The sequence below is a fragment of the Rhodococcus sp. OK611 genome, from assembly GCF_003050885.1.
Taxonomy (GTDB): Bacteria; Actinomycetota; Actinomycetes; order Mycobacteriales; family Mycobacteriaceae; genus Rhodococcus_G; species Rhodococcus_G oryzae.
Genome location: NZ_QAOZ01000011.1, coordinates 220264 through 236875, shown reverse-complemented (window position 1 = coordinate 236875; position 16612 = coordinate 220264). Strand labels below are relative to the sequence as shown.

General features: G+C 69.6%; 14 protein-coding genes. 12 read left to right on the top strand and 2 right to left on the bottom strand.

Features of this window, described 5'->3' with window-relative positions:
• The first annotated feature begins 70 nt into the window (after positions 1-70).
• The 5 genes from C8K38_RS15955 to C8K38_RS15935 all read left to right on the top strand — a co-directional run bounded on the left by C8K38_RS15955 (position 71) and on the right by C8K38_RS15935 (position 5820).
• Positions 71-1009: a hypothetical protein gene (locus tag C8K38_RS15955; protein WP_146179117.1), complete on the top strand. Its 939-nt coding sequence runs from the start codon at positions 71-73 to the stop codon at positions 1007-1009.
• Positions 1010-1174: 165 nt separating this feature from the next.
• The gene (locus C8K38_RS15950; RefSeq protein ID WP_097212007.1) at positions 1175-1996 is read left to right on the top strand and encodes a polysaccharide deacetylase family protein; all 822 of its coding nucleotides are present in this window, start codon (positions 1175-1177) and stop codon (positions 1994-1996) included.
• Between the two features lie 753 nt (positions 1997-2749).
• On the top strand, positions 2750-4174 hold the full coding sequence (locus C8K38_RS15945; RefSeq protein ID WP_097212008.1) for an Ig-like domain-containing protein: 1425 nt from the start codon (positions 2750-2752) through the stop codon (positions 4172-4174).
• A gap of 94 nt (positions 4175-4268) precedes the next feature.
• Positions 4269-5405 (top strand): alpha/beta hydrolase, encoded by a 1137-nt coding sequence (locus C8K38_RS15940; RefSeq protein ID WP_097212009.1) that lies wholly within the window; start codon positions 4269-4271, stop codon positions 5403-5405.
• A gap of 25 nt (positions 5406-5430) precedes the next feature.
• Entirely contained in the window at positions 5431-5820 is a 390-nt protein-coding gene (locus C8K38_RS15935; RefSeq protein ID WP_097212010.1) for an acyl-CoA-like ligand-binding transcription factor, read from the top strand.
• On the opposite strand, the gene C8K38_RS15930 is transcribed toward C8K38_RS15935, so the two are convergent.
• Both C8K38_RS15930 and C8K38_RS15925 read right to left on the bottom strand, forming a co-directional pair.
• Positions 5810-6550 carry an ABC transporter permease gene (locus C8K38_RS15930; protein WP_097212011.1) on the bottom strand — a complete coding sequence of 247 codons (741 nt, stop codon included), beginning with the start codon at positions 6548-6550 and terminating at the stop codon, positions 5810-5812. The two genes, C8K38_RS15935 and C8K38_RS15930, sit on opposite strands and share 11 nt — an antisense overlap.
• A gap of 39 nt (positions 6551-6589) precedes the next feature.
• Positions 6590-8620 carry a TPM domain-containing protein gene (locus C8K38_RS15925; protein WP_097212012.1) on the bottom strand — a complete coding sequence of 677 codons (2031 nt, stop codon included), beginning with the start codon at positions 8618-8620 and terminating at the stop codon, positions 6590-6592.
• Between the two features lie 489 nt (positions 8621-9109).
• On the opposite strand from C8K38_RS15925, the gene C8K38_RS15920 reads away from it, so the two are divergent.
• From C8K38_RS15920 to dnaG, 7 genes are read left to right on the top strand one after another with little or no spacing between them, the layout of a single operon-like run.
• Positions 9110-10051: an ABC transporter ATP-binding protein gene (locus C8K38_RS15920; RefSeq protein WP_097212201.1), complete on the top strand. Its 942-nt coding sequence runs from the start codon at positions 9110-9112 to the stop codon at positions 10049-10051.
• 2 nt (positions 10052-10053) lie between these two features.
• Positions 10054-10839: an ABC transporter permease gene (locus tag C8K38_RS15915; RefSeq protein WP_097212013.1), complete on the top strand. Its 786-nt coding sequence runs from the start codon at positions 10054-10056 to the stop codon at positions 10837-10839.
• Between the two features lie 57 nt (positions 10840-10896).
• A complete protein-coding gene (locus C8K38_RS15910) occupies positions 10897-12057 on the top strand; it encodes a sensor histidine kinase (RefSeq protein ID WP_257017490.1) in 1161 nt (386 codons plus the stop codon).
• Positions 12054-12668 (top strand): response regulator transcription factor, encoded by a 615-nt coding sequence (locus C8K38_RS15905; protein WP_097212015.1) that lies wholly within the window; start codon positions 12054-12056, stop codon positions 12666-12668. Before C8K38_RS15910 ends, C8K38_RS15905 begins: the two co-directional genes overlap by 4 nt.
• A gap of 51 nt (positions 12669-12719) precedes the next feature.
• Entirely contained in the window at positions 12720-13397 is a 678-nt protein-coding gene (locus C8K38_RS15900) for a YdcF family protein (protein WP_097212016.1), read from the top strand.
• Complete coding sequence (locus tag C8K38_RS15895) at positions 13397-14677, top strand: deoxyguanosinetriphosphate triphosphohydrolase (RefSeq protein WP_097212017.1); 1281 nt, start codon at positions 13397-13399, stop codon at positions 14675-14677. Before C8K38_RS15900 ends, C8K38_RS15895 begins: the two co-directional genes overlap by 1 nt.
• Before the next feature lie 16 nt (positions 14678-14693).
• Entirely contained in the window at positions 14694-16604 is a 1911-nt protein-coding gene (gene dnaG, locus C8K38_RS15890; protein WP_097212018.1) for a DNA primase, read from the top strand.
• Positions 16605-16612 lie beyond the last annotated feature (8 nt).

Sequence of the window (16612 nt, the reverse complement as noted above, 5' to 3'; positions counted from 1 at the left end):
CGTGAACCGGACGGCGTCGATCCCGCAAGAACAGGACGACAACAGACCGAGTCGAGGCAAGGAGAAGGGCATGCGTGATTTCACGGAGATCCGCGATCGGCGACCCGAGCCGCAACCTCCCCGCGACGAGGTCGTCCTCCGAGCGAGAGAGAACCTGATGCACACCATCGAGACCGAGACCGCCCCGCAGCCACCCGCCGTCGAGGCCACTGATTCCCCCGCCCCGGTCGTTCGACTCGACCAGCGCCGACGGCGGATCTGGCGGGTCGTGGCAGGCGTGGGTGCCGCCGCCTGCGTTGCTGTCGCCGCGTCGATATTCGTCGTCGGAGACGACGGACTCGGCCAGTCCGGACAGGTGCAGGTCCTTGCGGCCGGCCCGCATTTCACCCTGCAGAAGGCGGCGACCCGGGTGGCGGAGACGTCTTATTTGGTCGGGGCCGGACCGATCCGGCAACAGCAGTTCGTCAACCTCACCGACGAGGGCCAGCCGACATACGACAGATACGTGCGCCCGGACGGAACCGCCCTCGTCGGCAAGGCCGGGGGCGACCTTCAAGAAACGTCCGGGTACCTGACGAACGCGCAGTTGGCCGAGCTCCCCGCCGACCCCTACGAGCTGCGGACACGAATGTTGAGCCTGTCGAGCGAGCTGGGGCTGGGGTACCCCGGGGAGGCTCCGGATCGGGCGCTGTACCGGTTGGCGACCGAACTGCTGCCTGACCCGGGGGTCACCTCCGAGGTCAAGGCGGGGATATATCGGGTGCTGGCCGACCTCGACCTCGAGGCGATCAGCGCGCGTGACCTGGGCGTCGGCGCGGACCGGGCAGGGCGGCCCGGCGACGTCCTCGAGTTCACCTTCGAGGAGGGCTACGTAGACCGGCTGGTGATCGACCCCCAGACCGGAGCGTTGCTCAGCACCGAAACGGCGGACCGCGAAGGGCAGCCTGCCGGCGGTCAGGTCTACGCATCGGCCGAGATGGTCGACACGATGCCACTGGCGCCCGCCTGAGAGTTCATCGACGGAACTGCCTCGGCGGTCCCCCGGGACGCGCCGAGGCAGTTGTTCGCACGGCGGGCTCGGGCGGATCCGACGCCACGTCGGCTTGACGTCGACGTGAGTCATCGATCCCGAGTTGGCCCGCACACCACAACATCGAAGGTCCATAACCACAACATGTTTCAACCACAATTCGACAGACGGTCCTTCCTGGCCATGTTCGCCGCGGCAAGCGCAGTCAGCTCCGGTTGCGCGCCGACCTCCTCCGCCCAACTGGGGACGGCGACACCAGCAGAGCCAGCCGCCTCGGCACCAGCAACGTCGCCGAGCAGCACCCAGCCAGCTCCGCTACAAGGTCCGCCACCCCGGTCCGCGCGGGTGCCCGTCCCCGGCGGAGCGGTCACCGCCATTCCTGGCCAGGGCAACAATCTGGCACTGACCGTCGATGACGGGGCGAGCTCCGAGGTCGTCGGCGCCTACATCCGATTCGCACGCGACAGCGGCGCCCGTTTCACCTTCTTCGTCACCGGCGTCTACGACTCGTGGACCGATCACAAGGCGGAACTCCGCCCGCTGGTCGAGTCCGGCCAGATCCAGCTGGCCAACCACACCTGGGACCACCCCGACTTGACGTCATTGTCCGCCACTGCGATCTCGTCGCAGTTCGCTCGCACCAAGGCGTTCCTGCGCAACACCTTTGGCGTCGACGGCACCCCCTACTACCGACCCCCGTTCGGATACCGCAACAGCACCGTCGACGACATCGCCGCGGACCACGGATACACCGTCCCCACCCTCTGGTACGGCTCATTGTCCGACTCCGGTCTGATCACAGAGCAATACCTGCTCGAATGCGCGCACAGGTACTTCAACCCCCAGACGATCATCATCGGACACGCGAACCATCCGCCGGTCACCCACGTCTACGGCGAACTCCTCGACATCATCCGTGACCGGAACCTGGCGATGGTCACCCTCAACGACATCTTCACTAGCTGACATCACCACCTACCGACCTACCAACCCACACTGCACGGATACGGATCACTCTCACCCACAACAGGATCAAGGAAAACTAGGCCCTCGCTGCTGCCACAGCTGCGACCGTAGTTCTACGTCGGCGTCTGCGACGTGACCCCAGAGATGAGCGCGCGCTACGAATACGAGATCGATACCGCGCGCGAACGACGTGTGGCAGGCCGAGGTGGCGCGAAACCTGGCCGCTCAGAACGCAGGATAGGGCGCCGGCCAGCCCTCACGGCGTGCGGGTTCGCACCGGTCCGCACCGTCTGCCTGACGCGACAACGCCCGGACGGGCCCGCGGCGACGACTCCTCGCTCACGTCTGCTCGTCAGTCGTCAAGCGCGCGCCTCCCTACCGGTCGCGACCCGGACACGGATCCGGGCCCGCGAACCCGCCGCCGACCGAACAAATACCAACTTCAATGACCACGATCGGGCTCTGCTGTCACCACAGCTAGTTGTCACGCCACCGGTCAGGGATCCGGGAGTTGCCAGCACCGATGACGATTCACACCCTCCCTGGGAGCGCGGGCGAAGACAGGTACTTCCCCCCGTCATATAGCCGGTATCCCCGGTGTTCGCCCGGCGTTACCTTTCCATGGTGTGGCGCAGGACACAGTTGCTCCTACATCCGTTTCCGAGTTGCTTTGAACGCGAGCGGAACTGATCAACCTGCGTTGCGCAGTGCCGCCCCAGTCGCGGGCTCGCAACTACTCGGAGAGGACTTCACATGGCTGTACCTGTTTTCCGGATCACCTCGTTAGCCGTGGGGCTGTTGTTGATCGGCGGCACCGCGTCCGCGGCACCCACGTCCACCTCGTTCAAGAACGCCTGCCAGGCCAGCGCGATGCTCACCGTGCACAAGGTGGCCGACACGTCGATGACCGTCGACGCGCCGGCATCGGTGACGGCGGGTGAGACGTTCACCTACCGCATCCAGCCGGGTGGAAGTTCATATCCGGATGGCGATTCCGGTGCCACGACCACCAACGTCTCCCGGTTGAAGGTGGACTACGAGATCCCTGCGAACGCCACATTTGTCAGTGCGAATGTGGTCGCCGGTACCGGGATCAACCTCGACAACGTGGCGCCGAGCGTACTGCGGGTGAACACCGCGGGCAGCCCCGACGCTGCTGGTCCGATCCTGCGACTCTCGGGTAACAACGAGTTGATCGGCAACAGTCCGTCGTCGAGTACCAACAGCGAGGGCGGCATCCGGGCGCCGAAGCTCAAGAAGAACCTCGACGGCAGCGACAACGCCAACGGGGAAAGCTGGTTCCGGCTCCCCGCTGTTGACGTCACCGTCGTTGCCGGTACCTCCGGTGTCATCACCCCGAAGGTTCGCACCGCCGGTGGCGCGGGTAGCTACAACAACGACGAGAACTACTACACCTTCCTGCCCCTCGCGACTTTCTTCTGGAGCAACCAGTGGGCGCCGACCCGTTGCACGCCTCGTGACGCGCAGGGTTCGGCATTGAATGCGGGTGCGGGCGCGCTGGCCACGATCACCGTCGGCTCGGCGGTCTCCGATACCACCACCACGCTGAAGGTCCCGGCCACCGCCAAAACCGGCACCGCCGTCGACCTAACCGCCACCGTCGCGCCCGTGGGCGCCACCGGCACCGTCCAGTTCAAGGACGGCGCCGACAACATCGGCAACGCCGTCCCGGTGAACAACGGCACCGCCACCCTCAGCCACACCTTCACTGCGGACGGAAAGCACTCCATTACCGCCGTCTACAGCGGTGACGCCGCGAACAAGCCGTCCACCTCGGCCGCGGCGACCGTGACCGTCAGCACCGACCCGGTGATCGTCGACACCACCACCACGCTGAAGGTCCCGGCCACCGCCAAGACCGGCACCGCCGTCGACCTCACCGCCACCGTCGCGCCCGTGGGCGCCACCGGCACCGTCCAGTTCAAGGACGGCACCGACAACATCGGCAACGCCGTCCCGGTGAACAACGGCACCGCCACGCTCAAGCACACCTTCACCGCGGATGGCGCGCACGCCGTCACCGCTGTCTACAGCGGAGACGCCGCCAACAAGCCGTCCACCTCGGCCGCGGCCAGCGTGAACGTCTCCGGCGGTGGTAACCCGGGTGGTAACCCCGGCGGCACCGGATCACTCGGTACCGGATCACTCGGCTCCTGACAGCACACCGACGAACGCCCTCACCCGCCGGATGGGGGCGTTCGTCGATCCGTGAACGCGCCGTCATGGCGCCTCGATTGCCAGGGGAATTGCCATGTTCATCGGCTCGATTCGCGCTGCTAGTGGTGTCGTCGCCATCTCGCTGGCTGCGCTCGTCGCCCTGCCGGTCGCCCCATCCGCGCTGGCCGCACCGGACACCGCAAGCTCGGGCAGCGCGAGCGGCAGCCTGGACGGTAGTAGTGGCGGGGCCAGTTCCGGCGGGGGCAGCGTCAGTTCGGGGTCGACGATCCCCGGTCCGCTCCAGAACGAGCACCCGCCGTTGCCCGCACTTCGCGACGACATCGCCACCGCGGGAATCGTCGGTGAGGAGCGCAAGTCCGAGCAGCTCGTCCGCTTCACGGTGGCCTCGCCCGCGTTGCGCCGCACCGTCGGCGTGGAGGTTGCGCTGCCGCGAGACAACTCGGTGCCCAGGCCCTCGATCTACGCGCTCGAAGGGGTCGACGCGGGGGAGGACACCAGCGGTTGGGTGACCATGGGCGGAGTGCCGAAGTTCTTCGCGGACAAGAACGTCAACGTCGTGATGGTCAACGGCGGTGTCTCCGGCATGTACACCGACTGGGACCGGGCCGACCCGGGCGTCGGCCTGCACAAGTGGGAAACGTTCGTCACCGGGGAACTGTCGCCCCTGATGGACGCGCGGCTGAAGACCAACGGTGTCAAGTCGCTGATGGGCGCCTCCATGGGAGCGCAGGGGGCGATGATGCTCGCCACCCGGCACCCCGAGATGTACCGCGGCATCGCGGTGTTCAGCGGCTGTTACTCGACGACCGATGGCCTGGGGCGTCTGAGCGTGCTGGCGACGGTGTCGTCGAGGGGCGGCGACCCGGCGAATGTCTGGGGCGAGTTCGCCGGGCCGGAATGGGCTGCGCATGATTCACTGCGCAATGCGGAAGCCCTGCGCGGCAAGGACATCTACGTCTCGGTGGCATCCGGGTTGCCAGGCCGGTACGAGACGCCCGACCTGGCGGACTACAGCCGCAGGGTGGTCATCGGTGGATCCATCGAGGCGGCGGCGAATGCCTGTACCCACAGGCTCCAGTCCCGGCTACGGGACCTGAACATCCCCGCGACGTCCGACTTCGAACCGAGGGGAACCCACGCCTGGATCTACTGGGAGAACCAGCTATCCAAGGCGTGGCCGACCCTCGCGCGCTCGCTCGGGCTCGCCTAGCCATCTTCCTGCGAAGGAGAATCTCGTGCTCGACGATCGGTACGACCCCGTGTTGACGGCGGCGATCGCGGAGCAGCCACGCGACCTGCCCCCGTTCACCCGGGCTGCTCGCGGCATCCGTGCGGCCTGGAGGACGCTGCCCGAACCCGATGCGCCGATGATCCGGCGGCGGATTCGTATCGCGGCGAGCACGCCCTCTCTCCGCGGGGACGTGTGGCGATCGACGGGAAACACCGAGCGCGCCATCATCGAGCAGCTCGTCGCCGACGGCGCGACCGGCGACGTGGCACGCGTGGCCGCGTCATCCGTGCTGGCCGCGCTGGTCGCCGGGCTGTTCATGTGGGCCGATGACGAGCGCAGCACCCTCGCCGACGCGATCGAGCGGGCGCTCGACGTGATCGAGGTCAGCGCCTGACCGCGGCACGGGCCACCAGCTCCATCGTCACGGCCACCGCGCAGGTCTGCGCCAACAGGAGCCCGACGAGCACCAGGATCTGCACGGCCCCGGCCTGAATCGCCGATCCACTGGCGAGCAGCACGCCGACAAAGGCGCCGGGAAGGGTCACCAGACCTACCGTGCGGGTCTGGTCGAGACCGGGCAGCAGCGCGTCGGACGCAGCCGTGTGGATCACCTCCATCCGCGCGTCCCGCACGCTCAGGCCGAGGCTCAACGCGGCCTCGACCTCCCCGCGCCGCTGATCGATGGCGTCGAGCGCGCGCTTGGCCGCGAGCGACGTGGCGGTCATCGCGCCACCGAGCACGATGCCCCCGATCGGGATCAGGGCCACCCCCTCCAGCGGAACCACCCCGCTGATCAGCATCAACGGCAGTACGGCCGTGATGCCGGCCGCGAGGGCCAGAGCCAGCCATCCGCCCGATCGGCCGGAGCCCGATCGGCGCGCGGCGGTGGCCGAGGCCGCGACATACATCAGGACCAGGACGGCCACCGCCGACCACAGGTGCCGCAGCGCGGCCGCCAGTACGACGGAGACGACAGCCAACTGCAGAGCGCCCCGGAGCGCCGCCCGCGGCACCGTGAGCGGAGGGTCAAGTGCCGCAACCCGGTACACCACAGCGGCGATCGCGGCCATCGCCACACAGACGACCGCCAGCGCCGGGCCGGGCTGCGCCAGCGCGGAGCTCACGGCCGATCTCCGGTCGTCGGCGCCCGCATCGGCCGGGCCCTAGAACCGCCCGCTGCGACTGATCCGTCCGGAGCTGCTCGGACCGCCGAACGAGCCGGGGCCGCGGCCGCCTCCGCCGCCTCCGCCGCCGCGATTGCCCCAGCCGCCGCTCATCCCGCCGCGCATCATCGAATCGATCAGGATGCCGCCGAGGATCGCGCCAGTGTTGCTCCCGGAGTTCCGTGGCTGCCTGCTCGCCTCCCATGTCTGCACGTCGCCCTGCGCGAGTCGCAGTGCCCGGGCGCCGAGGTCGCCCGCGGCCTTCGCATGCTGCAGCGCCTTCGCCGGGTCGGACTGGCTGAGCTGACGGGCGGCGTCGAAGTGGCGTTCCGCCTCAGAGAGCCGGGTGCGGGCCTCCGCACCGACGGCGCCGCGGCGGGTGTTGACGTAGTCCTTGGCCGCGGTGATCTGCGACTGGGCGACCGTGAGGTCCTGGGCGAGGCGCTGCGCGGCCCGCTCGGTCTGCTCCTTGGCGTCCATCGCGGCGGCCAGCACGGTGTCGAGCTCGTTGTCCGCCTTGACGATCGCGTTGAACGCCCCGAGCGGGTCGCTCTCCTTGAGGGCGTCGGCCTGTGCCAGCGCCGCCTCCGTCGCGGCCTTTGCCGACGCGAGGGGCGGGCCGCCGTGCTGGGCCAACGCGGACGCGGCCGCGATGTCCTTGCGGGCGTCGTCGAGGACCGCGTGCAGAGTGGCGATGGCGGTACGGATGTTGTCCGCGGCGTGGTCGACGCCGTCGAGCAGCTCCCGGACCTGTGCGATCGCACCCTCCGCGGCCCGGATCGCGACGACGGCGGGACCCTGCTTACCCGCGGGCAGGGCGGCCGCTTCACGGCCTGCGGTGATGTTCTGGTCGGCGAACGTCAGCTGTTGCTGCGCCATCGCGACATTCCCCGACACCGACGCGAGTGCGGGCGCGGGGAACTCGTTCTGCAGTCCGGCGAGCGTGGTCTCCGACTGCGGGACCCGGACGGTCAGCTCCACGACGTCCTGGGTGAGGGCGTCGAGACGGGCGGGCGCGTCGAGGAGCAGGTCGCGCATCCCGTCGAACTCCGTCACCCGCGAATTGAGCTCCTTGTCGGCCCGGCTGCACGTCGAGATCAGCTGGATCAGCATGTCCCGCTTCTGATCCGGTGTTTCGGGGATGTCGTCGTCCAGGCGCTGGCGGAGGGTGAACGCCGAGGCGAGGGTGGTCTTCGCGGTGTCGTAGGCGGCGGTGAACGGCGCGGTCGCCTGGTCGCCGAACTCGCCGCGAGCCAGGTTCAGCTCCTCCTCGCTGGTACGGATCGCGTTGTCCGTCTCGACCAGCACCTCCTTGGCCCTGGCATCGAGGGTCTCGATCGGCAGGGCCGCGATGGCGGTCGGGTTCGTCCAGTCGACGTCCTTGGCCGCCTCGATGCCCTGTCGGATCCGCTCACCCTTCTTGCGGCGGGAGTACAGCACCACGCCGCCGGCCCCGACGAGCACGACGCCGCCACCGATGAGCAGGTATTTGGCGGTGGATCCGGACCCCGACGAGCTCATCGCGTCGTCGATTCCGCCCGCGGCCGCGATCGCGGCGCCGGCCCAATCATCTTGTCGCAGAGCGGGAACGATGGCGTCCTGCTCGATGCTGTCGATCTCGGCGGAGCTGACGTTGCTCAGGTTCGGCGGCAGGTCGAGGGCGTAGGCGCGGTCTTCGGTCGCCACCGCCAGCAGCGCGCTGGTGTCGCCGAGCCCGCTCTGCTGCGCCGTCTTGCTCGCCCATTGCCCGGCATCCATGCCGTCGAAGCTCGCGACATAGGTCACCCAGAGCTGCACGTGCTGCTCGTCGAAGAGCGCGTCGAGCGCGGCCCGCACGTCGGCGCGCTCGACGTCGTCGAGGGCGCCGACCCGATCCGAGATCTGGCCAGGCATCCGGAACGGCGCCTCGGCACCCGCCACGCCCGGCAGGCAGATCAGGCCGAGCAGCGCCAGCACGGAGGCCGTTGCCGCGGCGATCGAGATGCGGTGGGAGACGTGTCGACCGCGAGCGTGCGACTGTGCGAGTGCCATGGCACTGAATCTATCGGCATCGGCGGAATTCGCGCTGTGATCCGACGGCCGCGCCGCCGTCGCCGCGGAACGGGACGGAGTTCGGGGCTTCCCGGGAGAAACAGGTACCCGCCCCGGTCATGTGGCGGGTATGCGCGGCAACGGCCTGGCGCTATCTTTCGATGCCGTGGCGCAGGTCACATCCCATGGGAAACGCACAAACGGAGGATGAAGTGGAAATCATCGGAACGATCCTGGCGCAGTTCAAGATGGCTTCGTTGCTCGGATCCAACTTCCTTCAGCTGCTCACGTCGTTCAGCTGACGACAGCACCCTGACGAACGCCCCCACGATCGGGTGGGGGCGTTCGTCGTCGCGGCACCCGGATCAGGCGGTCCGGGTGGATGTTCCGGCGGTCCTGCCGATCGCCGGGCGGGGATGACAGATGTCATGGGTGGATCGTGACGTCCGACAGGTCCGTCACGGTCGGTTTCGCAGCAAGGTCGATGGCATGACCACACCAGCGATCCAACTCAGAGATCTGCGTAAGAGGTTCGCCGTCAGGGGCGGCCGTCCCGTGCAGGCCGTCGACGGACTCGATCTCACTGTCCAGCCCGGTGAGATCGTCGCCTTTCTCGGGCCCAACGGTGCGGGTAAGACGACCACCATCGACATGATGCTCGGCCTGGCGGTTCCCGATTCCGGCGACGTCTCTTTGTTCGGCGGTGCACCGGCCGAGGCGATCGCCACTGGCCGGGTGTCCGCAGTCCTGCAGAGCGGCGGGCTGCTCAAGGACCTCACCGTCGAGGAGACCGTCCGTCTCGTCGGCGCGTTGTTCGCCACCACTCGGCCGGTCGAGGAGGTGCTGGCCAGGGCAGGAATCGCCGAGATCGCGGGCCGGCTGGTGGGCAAGTGCTCCGGCGGCCAGCAGCAGCGACTGCGGTTCGCGCTCGCACTGCTGCCGAATCCGGATCTGATCGTTCTCGACGAGCCCACCACCGGCATGGATGTCGAGGGCCGCCGCGAATTCTGGAACGCCATGCGCGAGGACTCCAGTCGCGGACGCACCGTCCTGTTCGCCACCCACTATCTCGACGAGGCCGATGCGTATGCGGATCGGATCGTGCTGGTCCGGCAGGGCCGCGTGGTGGCCGATGGCAGCGCGGCGGAGATCAAGAACCTCGCGTCCGGCCGGGTGATCAGCGCGACCCTGCCCGGCGCCGACCAGGGTCGGCTGCTCGCCATCGACGGTGTCGACGAGGTGGAGCTGCGCGGCGAGCGGCTCGTCGTGCATGCGAAGGACTCCGATGCGGTGGCCCGATACCTGCTGACGCACACCGACGCCCGGGACCTGGAGATCGCCTCGAAGGGACTCGAGGACGCGTTCCTCGCGCTCACCACCGAAACCGCACCGCACGCGTCCGCCTCCGACTACGTCACCCAGGGAGTCTGATCATGACAACCACGACCGTTGCCCCGCCGGCCCGAAGGATCCCGGTCGCGGGCGGGTTCAGCCTCGGCTTCCTGCTGCTCGAGCTGCGCCGGATGCTCCGGAACAAGCGCACGCTGATCTTCACCCTCGTCATGCCCCCCGCCTTCTTCGCGATCTTCGGGGTGCAGTCCGACTACACGACGCAGTCCTACGGATCGGGCAATGTCACCGCCTACGTGATGATCTCGATGGCCGTCTACGGCGCGATGCTCGCCACCACCAGTGGCGGGGCGATGGTCTCGATCGAACGCGCGCTCGGCTGGAGCCGTCAGCTGCGGCTGACCCCGCTGAGGCCCAGCGCGTATGTGGCCACCAAGATCGCGGTTGCGATGGCCCTCGGCCTGGTGTCGGTGAGCGTGGTGTTCCTGGTCGGCGGCGTGCTGGGGGCGCACATGCCGGCGGCCGCCTGGCTCGGCTGTTTCCTGCTGGCCTGGCTCGGTTCGGTGGTGTTCGCCGCGTTCGGGCTGTTCATGGGGTATCTGCTTCCGTCGGAGAACGTCATGCAGATCCTTGGTCCCGGGCTCGCGATTCTCGCCTTCGCCGGCGGGCTGTTCGTCCCGCCGAGCGGCTGGTTCGAGACGGTGTCTCGGTTCTTCCCGACCTATGGCGTTGCGGCCCTCGCCCGTTCACCGCTCGGCGAGATCGGGGTGGGCACCGCGGCGGTCGCGGTGGTGAACCTGCTCGTGTGGGCGGCGATCTTCGTCGTCGGGGCGACTGTGCTCTTCCGTCGCGACACCGCGCGGGTCTGATGGTCACGCCCGACCATCGGCCGACCCCGTCGCCTCGGCGGGGTTAGCGTGATGGACGTGATCGACCAGCGTGCACTCGAGCCGCGGGCCCCGGGGCGGATGGGTTTCCTTTTCGCCGCCATCTGGCTCGTCTACCTCGCCTACCCGGTGTCCTCGGCCCTGCACCTGACCGACCCGCCGGCGCGGGTGTTCGCGCTGGTGCTGATCGGGCTGTTCGGCGTCGCGTACGTCGGCAGCTTCGTCGTCTTCCGGGTGATCGACGGGATCCGCCAGCAGTGGCCACGGCCGGAGCCGCGGGTCGTCTACGCCGGGCTGGCCGTGCTCACCGCGCTGATGGCCGCGGCGATGATCCCGCTCGGCTCGGATGCGTTCTCGCTCGCCATCTACATCGCGGCGATGGCGGCGATCACGCTGCCGACGGCCAGGGCGGCGACGGTGGTTGGACTGCTCGCGGCGGCGGTGTTCGCGCTGCCGAGGCTGATCAAATCGCTGCAACCGCAGGATTTTCTGGCCTTCCAGATGATCGTGGCGGCCGTCGCGTCCTGGGGTATCGGGCAGGTCATCTATCGGAACATGCAGCTCGCCGCCGCCAGGGAACAGCTGGCCGCGATGGCGGTGGCCGAGGAGCGCCTGCGGGTCGGGCGCGACGTGCACGACATCCTGGGACACTCGCTCACCGTGATCACCGTCAAGTCCGAACTGGCGCGCAGGCTCCTCGATCTGGACCTCGACCGTGCCCGTGCGGAACTCGACGACATCGAGTCGCTGGCGCGGGAGGCGCTCGCGGGCGTCCGCGACACTGTCGGACGGCTGCGGGAGGTCAGCCTCGAGGGCGAGCTGGCCAACGCCCGTTCGGCGCTGACCGCGGCGGGCATCGAGGCCGTGCTGCCGGATTCGGTGGAGGAGGTGCCGCGGTCGCGTCGGGAGATCTTCGGCTGGACGCTGCGCGAGGCGGTGACCAACGTGGTCCGGCACAGCGGGGCTTCCCGGTGCGAGGTGCGCCTGTCGCCGTCCACCATCGAGATCTCCGACAACGGGCGCGGACCGGGCACCGACGGCGGCGAGGGCAACGGGCTGGCCGGGTTGCGCGAACGCATCGGCCGGGCAGGCGGGGTCCTGCGTCTGGCGCGGCCCCCGGCCGGCGGGTTCCTCGTCTGTGCGGAGTTTCCGGCGACCAAGGACGTCGGCCGCGCCGAGTCGAGGTGGGGCGGGCAATGACCGCGACGATCACCCTGCTGATCGCGGACGATCAGGCCCTGGTGCGCGGCGCGCTGGCGGCGCTGCTGAATCTAGAGCCGGACCTGGCCGTGGTGGCGGAGGTCGGCAGGGGAGACGAGGTGCTCGCCGCGGTGCGCGAGCACCGGCCGCAGGTGGCCCTGCTGGACGTGGAGATGCCCGGCATGGACGGCATCGCGGTGGCCGAGCAGCTGCGCCGGGAGTGCCCCGACTGCCGGATCCTGATGGTCACGACATTCGGCAGGCCCGGATACCTGAGGCGCGCGATGGACGCGGGCGCGAGCGGGTTCGTAGTGAAGGACACCCCGGCCCGCGAGCTGGCGGATGCCGTGCGCCGCGTGCACATGGGCCTACGGGCGGTGGACCCCACGCTGGCCACCGAGACCCTCGCGACGGGCTCGTCCCCGCTGACGGCCCGTGAGCGCGAGGTACTCAGGGCCGCATCGGGCGGGGCGGCCACCGGCGTCATCGCGAGGACCCTGCACCTGTCGGAGGGCACGGTGCGCAACCACCTGTCGTCGGCGATCGGGAAGACCGGCACGACGACGAGGACCGAGGCGGTGAAGGCCGCCGAACGGCTCGGATGGTTGTAGCTCGGGCGCGCCGTGACGCCCACCGCGGCGTGCGGCTGGCAGACTTGCGGAGTGAGTTCACCAGTTGTGCGCGTGCGCGAAGCCGATCGGCTCGGTTTCGGGGGCACCCTTGCCCGCTGGACGCGCCGCACCATCGCCGGTGCCGTGCTGATGGGCCTGCTGTTGGTCGGCGGCACCGCGGCGCGCGTGTGGCAGGTCGCCAGGATCGACGACCCGACCAAGGCCGACGCCATCGTCGTGCTCGGCGCGGCCCAGTACTCGGGGACGCCGTCCTCGGTGTTCGAGGCGCGCCTGGAGCAGGCCGTGAAGCTGTTCAACAGGGGCGTCGCGCCAACGGTGGTCACCGTCGGCGGCAAGCAGGAGGGCGACGTCTACACCGAGGCCGCCTCGGGGCGGAACTATCTGATCGGTCGCGGCGTGCCGGGCGACCGGATCATCGCCGTCGAGGAGGGTTCGGACACCCTGCGGAGCGTCGAGGGCGTGAGCCGGGAGATGGGCGAGCGCGGCATGAACTCGGCCGTCCTGGTCAGCGATCCGTGGCATTCGCTGCGGACCAGGACCATGGCCCGCGACGCCGGGCTCGAGGCCTGGACGGCGCCGACCAGGCAGGGGCCCGCCGTCTTCACCCGGGAGTCGCAGGCGCACGGAATCGCAAGGGAGACAGGTGCGTTGATCTGGTATCAGCTCACCCACTTCTCCGCTGACTTCCCCTACACCGCGGGACAGTGATGGCGCAGGATCCGGTGGCGGACTACACCGAGCACGACCTGGAGCGGCGGGTGGCGGAGGCGCCGAAGAGCGGCGGGCTGCCCGGCACCTCGGCCCGGCGCACCGACTTCTCGCGGGACCGGGCCCGGGTGCTGCACTGCGCGGCGCTGCGTCGGCTCGCCGACAAGACCCAGGTGGTCGGCCCGCGGGACGGCGACACCCCGCGGACCCGGCTCACCCACTCGATCGAGGTCGCGCAGATCGGCCGCAGCATCGCGGATGGCCTCGGCTGCGACCCGGACCTGGTCGACCTCGCCGGGCTCGCCCACGACATCGGCCACCCGCCGTACGGGCACAACGGCGAGAAGGCCCTCGACGAGGTCGCCGCGGAGTGCGGCGGGTTCGAGGGCAACGCCCAGAACCTGCGGATCCTCACCAGCCTGGAGCCGAAGGTGCTCGATGGCGACGGGCGCAGCGTCGGGCTCAACCTCACCCGCGCGGCACTCGACGCGTCGATCAAGTACCCGTGGGCGCGTCCGTCGCCCGGCGCCAAGTTCGGCGCCTACGACGACGACGCCCAGATCCTGGCCTGGGTGCGCGAGGGCGCGCCCGGGCGACGGCGCTGCCTGGAGTCGCAGGTGATGGACTGGGCGGACGATGTCGCCTACTCGGTGCACGACGTCGAGGACGGGGTGATCGCCGGTCGCATCGACCTGCGCGCGCTCGCGGACCCCGCCGAGCAGCGGGCCCTGGCGGAGATGGGCGCCTCGGAGTTCCGCGGGCTGATCGTCGAGGACCTGGTCGAGGCCGCGCGGCGGCTGTCCGTGCTGCCGGTGGTGGTCGGCGCGAGCGGCAGCTTCGACGGCACGCTGGCCAGCTCGGTGGCCCTGAAGAACCTCACCAGCGAGCTGGTCGGGCGGTTCGCCACCGCGGCGGTGACCGAGACGCGCCGGGTGGCCGGTGATCGCCCGCTCTCGCGGTACTCCGCCGACCTGGAGATCCCGCCGGTGGTCGGCGCGGAGGTGGCGCTGCTCAAGACCGTCGCGCTGCGGTACGTGATGTCCGACGCCGGGCACCGCACCAAGCAGGACCGGCAGCGCGACCGCATCCATCGGGTCTCGGAATGGCTGCACCGCACGGCGCCGTCCGGGCTGGACCCGCTGCTGCTCTCCGCCTGGGAGCGCGCGGCGGACGACGCGGCCAGGACCAGGGTGATCGTCGACCAGATCGCCTCGTACACCGAGAGCCGGCTCGAACGCGTCGACAAGCAGAGCCTCGGCGCTCAGGCGAGCTGGGGATAGCGCCTACACTGCTCGAGTGGCCGGCCGAATTCCTGAACGAGACATCGCGGCCATCCGCGACCGGACTCACATCGAAGACATCGTGGGGGAGTACGTCGCGCTCAAGCGCAGCGGCGGCGACTCCATGAAGGGCCTGTGCCCGTTCCACGACGAGAAGTCGCCCTCCTTCCATGCCCGCCCCAACCACGGGACCTACCACTGCTTCGGCTGTGGCGAGGGCGGCGACGTGTACTCGTTCATGCAGAAGATCGAGCACATCTCCTTCGTCGAGGCCGTCGAGCAGCTCGCCGACCGGCTCAACTACACGATCTCCTACGAGGGCGGCGGCCCCTCCGTGCAGCGCGACCGCGGCACAAGGGCGCGACTGGTGGCGGCCAACGCGGCCGCCCAGGAGTTCTACGCGGCGCGGTTGCGGGAACCGGACGCCCAGACCGCCCGCGACTACCTCACCGAGCGCAACTTCGACGGCCAGGCCGCGATCACCTTCGGCTGCGGCTACGCGCCGGACGGCTGGGACACCCTGACCAAGCACCTGATGGTCAAGGGCTTCGAGGCGAACGAGATCATCGACGCCGGCCTGGCCACGCCCGGTAAGCGCGGCACCCCGATCGACCGGTTCCGGCGTCGCCTGGTCTGGCCGATCCGCAACCTCGGCGGCGACGTCATCGGCTTCGGCGCCCGCAAGTTGTTCGACGACGACACGATGCCGGGCAAGTACATCAACACGCCGGAGACCATGCTGTACAAGAAGTCTCAGGTGCTGTTCGGTCTGGACCTGGCCAAGCGGGACATCGCGAAGGGTCACCAGGCGGTGGTCGTCGAGGGATACACCGACGTGATGGCCATGCACCTGGCCGGGGTCAAGACCGCGGTCGCCGCCTGCGGCACCGCGTTCGGCGAGGACCACCTGGCGATGCTGCGCCGACTCCTGATGGACGACAGCTACTTCCGCGGCGAGGTGATCTACACCTTCGACGGCGACGCCGCGGGCCAGGCGGCGGCCCTCAAGGCGTTCGAGGGCGATCAGAAGGTGGCGGGGCAGACCTACGTCGCGGTGGCGCCGGACGGGATGGACCCGTGCGAACTGCGCCAGTCGGCGGGGGACGCGGCGGTGCGCGACCTGGTCGCCCGGCGCATCCCGATGTTCAAGTTCGTGATCCGATCCCTGCTCGCCGAGCACGACCTCGACACCGGCGAGGGCCGGGTCGAGGCGCTGCGCCGGACAGTGCCGGTGGTCGCCCGGATCAAGGACGAGGCGCTGCGCGAGGACTACGCCCGTCAGCTCGCCGGCTGGATCGGCTGGGACGACATCCCGACGGTGATCAAGCGGGTCCGCGAGGAGGCCCGCAGGAACTCGCCGAGGTCTGGTCGCGGGCCGCAGCGGCAGGAGCGGAGCCGGGTTCCGGAGCAGGGCGCCGGGGAGGCGCCCGCTGGTCCGGCCCGGCCGAACCCCACGGACCCGACGCTGTGGCCGCAGCGGGAGGCGCTCAAGTCGGCCCTGCAGTACCCGTCGATCGCCGGCTCGGTGTTCGACTCGCTGCCGTCCGAATCGTTCACCCATCCCGCGTACGCGCTGGTGCGCGACGCGATCGCGGCGGCGGGCGGGACCGGCGCCGGTCTCGGCGGGGCCGAGTGGATGGATGCGGTCGGCAAGCGGGCCGAGCCGCTGCAATCGCTGGTCACCGAGCTGGCCGTGGACCCGATGCGGGCCTCGGACGTGCCCGCGTACATCCCGCGGGTGCTGGCCCGGCTGCAAGAGGTGTGGGTGGGCAATCAGGTGGCCGACCTCAAGTCGAAGCTGCAGCGGATGTCGCAGGCCGACCAGCCCGACGAGTACATGTCCCTGTTCGGCGACCTGGTCGCGCTCGAGCAGTACCGGCGCAGCCTGCTCGAGCAGGCCGTCGGGGACAGCTCCGACGACCTGTAGCGGGTCCG

Bases quoted from the DNA above. Each gene is read 5' to 3' on its own strand.
- C8K38_RS15955 (WP_146179117.1), top strand. From the start codon at position 71: ATGCGTGATTTCACGGAGATCCGCGATCGGCGACCCGAGCCGCAACCT.
- C8K38_RS15950 (WP_097212007.1), top strand. From the start codon at position 1,175: ATGTTTCAACCACAATTCGACAGACGGTCCTTCCTGGCCATGTTCGCC.
- C8K38_RS15945 (WP_097212008.1), top strand. From the start codon at position 2,750: ATGGCTGTACCTGTTTTCCGGATCACCTCGTTAGCCGTGGGGCTGTTG.
- C8K38_RS15940 (WP_097212009.1), top strand. From the start codon at position 4,269: ATGTTCATCGGCTCGATTCGCGCTGCTAGTGGTGTCGTCGCCATCTCG.
- C8K38_RS15925 (WP_097212012.1), bottom strand. From the start codon at position 8,620: ATGGCACTCGCACAGTCGCACGCTCGCGGTCGACACGTCTCCCACCGC.
- C8K38_RS15920 (WP_097212201.1), top strand. From the start codon at position 9,110: ATGACCACACCAGCGATCCAACTCAGAGATCTGCGTAAGAGGTTCGCC.
- C8K38_RS15915 (WP_097212013.1), top strand. From the start codon at position 10,054: ATGACAACCACGACCGTTGCCCCGCCGGCCCGAAGGATCCCGGTCGCG.
- C8K38_RS15905 (WP_097212015.1), top strand. From the start codon at position 12,054: ATGACCGCGACGATCACCCTGCTGATCGCGGACGATCAGGCCCTGGTG.
- C8K38_RS15895 (WP_097212017.1), top strand. From the start codon at position 13,397: ATGGCGCAGGATCCGGTGGCGGACTACACCGAGCACGACCTGGAGCGG.